The 8,107-nt window shown below is 51.6% G+C and carries 8 protein-coding genes and 1 pseudogene; 2 read left to right on the forward strand and 7 right to left on the reverse strand.

The features are described from left to right. Window positions 1-99: 99 nt before the first annotated feature. From JOD24_RS15820 to JOD24_RS15845, 6 genes and pseudogenes are all read right to left on the reverse strand, one after another. Window positions 100-237 (reverse strand): annotated as a pseudogene (locus JOD24_RS15820) (type I restriction-modification system subunit M N-terminal domain-containing protein); the annotation flags it as partial. A 691-nt stretch (window positions 238-928) separates the two neighbouring features. Beyond that, window positions 929-1,366: an SMI1/KNR4 family protein gene (locus JOD24_RS15825; RefSeq protein WP_091571111.1), complete on the reverse strand. Its 438-nt coding sequence runs from the start codon at window positions 1,364-1,366 to the stop codon at window positions 929-931. 19 nt (window positions 1,367-1,385) lie between these two features. Next, a complete protein-coding gene (locus tag JOD24_RS15830; protein ID WP_429247330.1) occupies window positions 1,386-2,819 on the reverse strand; it encodes an HNH/ENDO VII family nuclease in 1,434 nt (477 codons plus the stop codon). A gap of 229 nt (window positions 2,820-3,048) precedes the next feature. Then, window positions 3,049-4,548: a sodium:solute symporter family protein gene (locus tag JOD24_RS15835; RefSeq protein WP_429247331.1), complete on the reverse strand. Its 1,500-nt coding sequence runs from the start codon at window positions 4,546-4,548 to the stop codon at window positions 3,049-3,051. Further along, window positions 4,545-4,805: a hypothetical protein gene (locus JOD24_RS15840; RefSeq protein WP_091571062.1), complete on the reverse strand. Its 261-nt coding sequence runs from the start codon at window positions 4,803-4,805 to the stop codon at window positions 4,545-4,547. Before JOD24_RS15840 ends, JOD24_RS15835 begins: the two co-directional genes overlap by 4 nt. Window positions 4,806-4,848: 43 nt before the next feature. Then, the gene (locus tag JOD24_RS15845) at window positions 4,849-6,060 is read right to left on the reverse strand and encodes a CaiB/BaiF CoA transferase family protein (protein WP_429247332.1); all 1,212 of its coding nucleotides are present in this window, start codon (window positions 6,058-6,060) and stop codon (window positions 4,849-4,851) included. Window positions 6,061-6,207: 147 nt separating this feature from the next. On the opposite strand from JOD24_RS15845, the gene JOD24_RS15850 reads away from it, so the two are divergent. Further along, complete coding sequence (locus JOD24_RS15850; RefSeq protein WP_429247334.1) at window positions 6,208-6,858, forward strand: GntR family transcriptional regulator; 651 nt, start codon at window positions 6,208-6,210, stop codon at window positions 6,856-6,858. A 125-nt stretch (window positions 6,859-6,983) separates the two neighbouring features. On the opposite strand, the gene JOD24_RS15855 is transcribed toward JOD24_RS15850, so the two are convergent. Then, complete coding sequence (locus tag JOD24_RS15855; protein WP_091571070.1) at window positions 6,984-7,544, reverse strand: hypothetical protein; 561 nt, start codon at window positions 7,542-7,544, stop codon at window positions 6,984-6,986. A 174-nt stretch (window positions 7,545-7,718) separates the two neighbouring features. Here JOD24_RS15855 and JOD24_RS15860 point away from each other — a divergent pair. After that, window positions 7,719-8,107, forward strand: a 389-nt coding sequence (locus JOD24_RS15860; protein ID WP_429247333.1) for an aldehyde dehydrogenase family protein, incomplete at its 3' end; no start/stop codon positions are given.

Below are 8,107 nucleotides of genomic sequence, written 5' to 3' on the forward strand. Positions count from 1 at the left end.
ATGCCCATATCACTTTAGTTTGCGAAAGTGAAAGACTGGTTTCCCTGAGTGTTATTCTGGTTTATTGAACCAGAAAGCCATTTTGCAAAAGGCTCGATCAAATACGTCCGAACAACGCTTCAAAAACAGCATGCCGAATATGTATTCCTTAAACTCGGAGGCATCCATCTTGCCACGCAAAATATCAGCGGCAGAAAAGAGATGACGCTCCAGTTGGGACAGGGTGAGTTTGGCCATGATGTTCATGCTCCTTCTCTGATGTATGATCTAAAGTAAAAATCAATCGTGACTAAAAATAATAGAATGAATCAGGTTCCATTTTCCAGTTTAATCGTATCCCCACCATAGTTCAATAAGGGTGATTGACCTATAATATTCGTTCATCGTTTTGTACCATAGACATGTCTCCATGGAACCTACGTACACCATCAAAGTTCTTTATGCTAAACGTATCCGATTTTACCCCCGGGAAAAACTCGGGCTTCCTCGTTTCCTATTGAGATTGGGATAATCAAGGTCGTCATGATGCCATCTCACAAAAGGTAATTCATCAAAGCATCAACCCCACTGTTTAGTGTAACATCAGAAAAACCCTTATATAACGATGTACAAAAAGCCTCCCATCGGAGGCTCCCGTTATTTCAAAACTGAATATCCAACTGTTCATTCAATGCTTTTTCCACGTAATCCTTTAAAGTTAGCGGCTACATCACGTCTCCCACCAATTCTTGTATCAAAGGTTTACTTGCTGTAGCATCTTCAAACACCCACGTCAAATCCCATCCATCCTCTACTAACATAGCATCTCTTTCAATCTCCCATTTTATCTCTTTATCCAATTGGTTTGGATGTTTTTTTATCGGCGGCAAACAAAAACCGGGCGGGGTGATTCCCGCCCGGGGGAGCCGTAAGGCCTTTGGTTCAGACCTTAGAAAAACGACTCATCGTTTATCAGTTTCTCAAGCAAATGTTCGAAGCTGTCAGCCATCTCCAATCTTTTCCCGGATTCATGATCAAGAACGAATATGTTGGGTTCATCGGGCAGAAAACCTACAGGATCACCATCATAATCAAGGCATACAACCACCATTTTGTCATATGGTTTAGGGAGTCCTTCTCGAAACTCTTTAGTCATTTCAACAAATGATTTTTCGGTGTCTGGCAGGAATTCAGCCACTCTTAAACCTAACATTTCATATTTTGGTACTCCTCCTGAACCATAGTGATGCAAATACTCCTTATGGTCTTCAGGAAGCTTTACACCCAATTCTATTTCAGCCGCTTCAATTTCACTCATGGGGACGGGCCCGCCTATTGCTTCTGGGGGGTTATTCTCAATGATGTGTTTATGAATCGCTTCTTTCATGATCAAACTTATCGGCCTCCTATTCCAATTTCAGAGGGAATTCATGCCCTCTTCTATGAAGCTCTTCAATGTATCGGGCTCTCCAATAATCCACTCTGTAGTCATCCCATCCGGGTCTTTTCTTACCTATTCCACCTTTATTCCCTAATGGATGCAAACGACTTGATTTTCCTTGGTGAATACTTTGCGGCATTTCAATTAATGGACCCTCTTCTCGTTGTTTCCAGTGGTGCAGAGTGTATGTGCCCTTTTCGGCTCTTCCGTATTTAGGGTTTCGTGGCGCGAGTTTTTTCTTGAACCGGTAAATCAATTGCTTATCTGACATGTATTGAATGGATCGTTGTTGAACAACAAATTCAAGTGGATTCTTGCGACCCAGCATACCATTATCATAATAAGCACGGTTCGGTTTTTTCATCAACCGACTGTATCCCTGAAGGGCTTGCTCCGCTTCTTCTTTACCTATTGTGTAACTAAATTTGCTACTTTGGCTAGCTGCTTGGCTCGTCGCCTGTTGCGCCTTCGGTGTGATACCCATAGCAGGCTTCTGGGCAGCCATATGAGGGACGACGGTGAATCCGACCCCCATAAACGCCGCGACAGTCGCATTCTTCCAGTTGAATTTTCGCCCATGGAGGAAGTCGTCGGCGAGGCTTCCTGCAGAGGCTCCGGCGGAGTTCCCGATGAGTTGGGCTGCTCTTCGACCGACATAACGAACAGCCCCTCTGGCCACCCCGCCGGTGACACCACCCCCGAAAGCGCCTGCCACGCCACCGATGGATGCATCAGCCAGGATGGTCTTTAAGTCATTCCCCTGATAGTAGGAAACGCCACCACCGGCCGCCATCCCGATCAGGATCCCGGCACCGAAACCTTGTCCACCTGGAACGAATAAGAGGACAACACCAGCAGCTGCAGTCAGCGTGGCCGCAATCGCTTCTTTATGTTCCTTGGCCCAATCCCAAGCCGCTTGGGCCCCGGATTTGATGCCTTCCCAAGCATTACTGGCCGCTTCCTTGGTCTCCTCCCATGGATCTTCTATGAAGTCCTCGACGCCCTGCTTAATGTCACTCAGGGTGTCCCCTATGGAGTCAAAAAACCCTTTGTTTTCGTCCGGTGGTGAGGGGTCATCCATGGCTTGAGCGGAAAGGTCACCTGTGGGTTGTAGGGTGTCAACGTTAGGTGAATCAGACGAATCCGATGGAGATGCTTGGTTGTTCTCCTGAGCCGCTGAACCATCGATACAGGCCGAATTCCCGCTCTCATCCACCATGATGTCGGAAAACTGACAAGCGACCGCTTGGCGTAGTTCCTGTTTCACTGGTTCACTGTTGACGGCACTCATCAGCATGCCTGCCAAAAGTGCACCGGCGGCGATCAGCATCACGTATTCAATGGTGGGGGATCCTTTTTTGCTATGGAGTGTTTTTAAAAATTTATATAAGATTTTCAATAGGCAACCCTCCTTGCTGATAATTTACTACAGCATCAGGAGGGTGGGAATAACATTTGCCCAATCTTAGCATAAGTTAAAACCTTCGTATGATAGTTAAAGTGCAACAGAATCATTGTGTAGTGAAGGCAATCCAAATTTCACCCCTCCAACCACCAACAAAGCCCCGAAAACGGCTCACCGTTCCGGGGCTTGTGGGGTTTTGTCCAATCACCAAGCAGGACATCGTCTACAAATTCATCGCCATTTTCTCCTCCGCTTGCCGTTGGTGGTCGGTAGACACGGAAGTCATATAGGAGCCGGCTACGCAGATGAGGAGGTTGAGGATGAGGCCGATGACGCCGCCGTGGATGCCCCAGAGGGTACCGAAGCCGGAGAGGGTCAGGGCGCCGGAACAAATGGCTCCGGTCAGCATGCCCCAGAAGACGGGGCCGGCGGAAAGGCGCTTCCAGTACAGACCGAGGAAGAAGGCGGGGGCGACCTGGACCAGCAGCTCAAACTTCAGGACAAAGATTTCGTACAAAGTAGCCGGGGGGTTCCAAGCGATCCAGAGCAGGAGGGCGACAGCGATCACCCCGCCGATTTTGCCGAACTTCACCTTTCGTTCCTCACTGGCATCGGGGTTGATGTATTTGCCGTAAAGGTCGTTGGACAACATCGAGGAAAAGCTGAGCAGGACGGAGTCGGCGGTGGAAATGATCGCCGCCACGATCGCGCCAAAGAACAGCACCATCACCCAGTAGAAGATCAGGTTGATGGAGGCCACCTGGTTGGCGATCAAGCCTACCAACTGTTCCGATCCTCTCTCATCCAACCCGGGAAACAGGCTGATCCCGATGATGCCGATCAGGAAGACCAAGCCGGTAGTCAACGGCGGCATCCAGGCCATTCGCGCAAAGGAGCGTTTCAACGTGCGCTCGCTTTCCGCAGAATAAATCCGCTGGACGGCATGGGGGTAAATAGCCGCGCCGAAGCCGACCAGGAGCAGCATGCTGAACCAGTTGATCGAGGTCTCCCAGCCGGGGACGGCCACTTTGGCCGGTTCTGTTTCGGCGATCTGCCGGGTCACATCAGCGAAATTGCCCCCGACCAAATAGAAAGCCCCTCCTAAGAAGACAACCACCCCGATCATCAGCACCACCCCTTGCATCACATCGGTGAAGGCGACGGCCTTCATCCCGCCCAGCCACTCATAGGCGAGCATCACCAGAACGAAGGCGATCACGCCCCATTGGTAGGGGATGGTCCCGCCGGTCATGCCGGCCACGGCGTGCCCGATGGCCACCAGCTGTTCCAAGAGGTAGTTGCCCAACCCCCACAACATCAGGAAGATGGCCAAGAGGGTCACCCCTTTCGATTGGAAACGGTAGGAGATCCAATCCGTCGGAGTGACAAAGTTTTTCCTTTTGGAGATGACGTAGAGGCGGGGGGCAAACATCAGGTACATGGCGATAATAATGGTCATAAAAGGAATCGATTGCAACCAGGAAAAGCCCTCCCGGTATGCTGTCGGCGCATAACCCACGATGGTATTGCCGCTGTATTGGGTGGCATACAAGGTGAAAAAGAGCGCGATGATCCCCAGGTTTTTCCCGGCCAGATAATAACCAGACAAACTCTTCTGCAAACTTTTTTGTCCGCGGCCGGCGACATAGCCGATCCACAGCATCACCACCGCATACAGGATCAGGATGATTACTCCGTCGGGTCCCGCAAAGGCCAGTTTCATCCTTCATCTCCCTCCCCTCGGCGCTCGGCTTCCTCCTTATCTTCCACCAGGTGCCACTGGTGGAGGCAGAGCCAGCTGAGATAGCCACATAGGATGAGGGAAAACAGGGTGGAGACAAAAGCCCAGAGCGGGAAGCCGAGGATCATCGATTGCAGGGCGCCCTTAGGCCAGTACCAGGGAACAATGGCCAACACGATGAAAGCCAGTCCGATCCAGATCCATTTGTTGCGGATGGGTTCTTTCACTTTGTCGCTCATGGGGAACCCCCTTTTTTAATATTGGCAACCTTCTGGTGAAAAATTAAATCACGTGTTGATCTTTCAGGGACTGAAGTTTAGCCTTGTCATAACCAAGGAGCTCCCGGTAAACTTCATCATTGTGCTGGCCCAGTTCCTCGGCACCGACGGACTGGACTTGTCCCGGGGTGCGGCTCAGTTTGGGAACCACCCCCGGCATCGGGAATTTCCCCAATTGGGGATGCTCGGTCTCAATGATCATCTCCCGCGCCTGGTAATGGGGATCTTCCACGATCTCTTTCGCCGAGTAAATCATCCCAGAGGGAACCCCTTTCTCTTCCAGGAGGGAGAGAACGTCTTTGGCATCCAGGGTTTTGGTCCACGTTTCGATCCGCGCGTCCAGCTCCCTTTGGTGCTCGCCGCGGGCTGTATGAGTGGCAAACTTGGGATCGTCGGCCAGCTCCGGCTCTCCCATCGCCTCACACAACCTCCGGAACACCCTGTCGGCATTGGCTCCGATCACGATGTACGTTTCATCCCGGGTGAGATAAATGTTGGACGGGGCGATCCCCGGCAGGATGTTGCCCATCCGTTCCCGGATATAGCCGGCCAGGAGGTAGTCGGGAACCAGGCTCTCCATCACCCCGAACACCGACTCGTAGATGGCTGTATCGACGACCTGACCCCGGCCCGAGCGTTCCCGTTCATGAAGGGCGGTCATGCAGCCGATGGTGGAAAAGAGCGCCGCCAGGGTATCCCCGATGGAGATGCCGATCCGCGCCGGCGGACGGTCGGGAAACCCGGTCACATAGCGCAGGCCGCCCATCGCTTCAGCGACGCTGCCAAATCCGGCCCGCTGTTTGTAGGGCCCCGATTGACCGAAGCCGGAGGTCCGGGCCATGATCAGCCCCGGGTTGATGGTGGACAACTCCTCATAGGAGAGGTTCCACTTTTCCATCGTCCCTGGTCGGAAGTTCTCAATCAGGATGTCCGCTTCCTTTACCAAGTCCTTCAGGACCGCTTGCCCCTCTTTTACCCGCAGGTTTAGCGTGATCGACTTCTTGTTGCGGGATTGTACCGGCCACCACAGGCCCACCCCGTCCTTTTCCTTCCCCCAATTCCGCATCGGGTCGGGCTTACCGGGAGGTTCCACTTTGATCACCTCTGCCCCGAAATCGGCGAGCAAGCGCCCGGCGAAGGGGCCGGCCAAGAGAGTCCCCAACTCAATGACGCGGACTCCCTCCAAGGGCAGCTGTTCCGGTTGAGCCTCGGTCATATCTATTCACCTCACTTATTTTTAGAAAGATTAACACTTTGTATACAGTAAGGCAATAGTAAATAAGTTGAAAAGGGTAAATTATTGAAATTATTTGTCCTGTAGTCTCTCTTTGTATACAATGACAGCGAGGTGACGATTTTGGATGTGTACCAGCTGATCAAAGAAGCGATTGTTGTCGGAAAATACAAACCGGGGATGCGTTTGACGGAGGAGTTTCTCGCCGGGGAATGGCAGGTGAGCCGGACGCCGGTCCGGGAAGCGCTGAAGCAGTTGGAGTCGGAAGGGCTGCTCACTCCACTTCGGCGTGGCATGATCGTCCGCACCTTCTCCAGAGAAGATATCCGGCAGATCTACGACTTGCGCACCCTGTTGGAAGGCTACGCGGCGGGCCAGGCCGCTTTGTACCGAAGCCCGGAGGAGCTAAAGGAGATGCAGGAGGCCAACCTCGCCTATGAACAGGCGCTCCGTGAGCAAGAGCCCCGGGATCTGGACGGGATGTTGGGGATTCTTCGCATCAACCAGCGGTTTCATGAAGCGGTTCACGCCGCTTCCCGCAATGAACATCTCCGTTTTCACATCGGCAAATTGATCGTTCTGCCCCTGGTGTTTCAATCCTTCTACTGGTATGACCGATCGGAACAGCTCCGCTCCCTGGAATTCCACCGGATCATCTTGGAAGCGATTGAAAAGCGGGACGGCGATCGGGCCAAAATCGCCATGCACGAACACATCTGTCAGGGCCGGGATCGAGTGTTAAAACATGTGGATGAATGCGAGAAAGAATCGGATAATTGAGATTTGTGGCGCCCCATTTCTTGGAAAGAGATTCCTTGTGTTTGCCCTCGATTACCGTGACATCTCGGTTGAACATACTTTGTTTTCCTTGTTACGCAGCCAGAATGCGTAGTTTTGCGGGAACGTCACTTCTTTAGTTGCCGCTGGACAAAGACGGCTTGGCCGTTTTCATCGGAAAAGTGCCGGGGCCTTTTGACCTCTTTTCTGGGAGCCACATTCGATTTAGAGAATTTCTCTATTTCATGGTTCATGATCAGGTATTCTTTCCCATTTGACTTGGTTTCATTTCCATTTGCTTTGGTTACTTTCACATGGCTGCCCGGTGTTTTTCCTTCATCCACCTGGAATTCAACCATTTCATTTTGTCCGTTGTTTTGAAACTGGATGTGAAAGGACCCTTGAATGTTTTGGTAGTGGTCCACGGCGTTGAGCATTTTCTTTTGGATCGAGGCGATTTTGGAATTAGCGTGGTAGGTTTGATCCTTCAGGTTGTCCATGTTAGCGAGGGCATTAGAGTTGCGCATGCTCACCATATCTGCCCTCGGTCCAATCCCCAGCTCCATCACCCCGCCGGGGCGAGGGTGATCGTCTACCTCCACGGCGACCAACCAACCGGATTCTTTCTTCCGATACCCGGTGATGACCACTTCGGTCTCGTGCCAGTGGATCACCTTTTGCTGAGCCACTAATTATGTAATCACACACAATTTATATCTGCAACGAAGTGTTACGCTGTACAGTACAGTTAACAAATAATCTTCTTGAAAACCTACTATACGAAAGGATCTCCTAATGGCATTGATTTTGCTTATTTTTATTTACCGACAAAACCCTTGAGAAAAGGACTGGAGGTAATAGAATTGAGTGTTTCGTTATCGAGATTTAGAACACCGAATACGGAGGGGAGCTTTGTTCAGTACAAGTCCCGGTACGAAAACTTCATCGGAGGCGAGTGGGTGGCCCCTGTCGGAGGCGAGTACTTTGACAATCCATCCCCGGTGGATGGCAAGGTGTTCACCCGTGTGCCTCGCTCCAAGAAAGAAGATATCGATTTGGCGGTAAGAAAAGCCCATGAGGCAAGGGAAAAATGGGGGAAAACACCGGTAGCCAAGCGCAGCCGCATCCTCCTGCAAATTGCTGACCGGATCGAAGAGAACCGGGAGATGCTGGCCCTCTCCGAAACCTGGGACAACGGAAAACCGATCCGGGAGGCATTGGCCGCCGACCTCCCCCTAGCGGCCGATCACTT

The organism is Kroppenstedtia sanguinis (assembly GCF_050433445.1).
GTDB classification, from domain to species: domain Bacteria; phylum Bacillota; class Bacilli; order Thermoactinomycetales; family DSM-45169; genus Kroppenstedtia; species Kroppenstedtia sanguinis.

Excerpts from the sequence above, each read along its gene's own strand:
- JOD24_RS15825 (WP_091571111.1), bottom strand. The coding sequence starts at position 1,366 with ATGAAAGAAGCGATTCATAAACACATCATTGAGAATAACCCCCCAGAA.
- JOD24_RS15835 (WP_429247331.1), bottom strand. The coding sequence starts at position 4,548 with ATGAAACTGGCCTTTGCGGGACCCGACGGAGTAATCATCCTGATCCTG.
- JOD24_RS15840 (WP_091571062.1), bottom strand. The coding sequence starts at position 4,805 with ATGAGCGACAAAGTGAAAGAACCCATCCGCAACAAATGGATCTGGATC.
- JOD24_RS15845 (WP_429247332.1), bottom strand. The coding sequence starts at position 6,060 with ATGACCGAGGCTCAACCGGAACAGCTGCCCTTGGAGGGAGTCCGCGTC.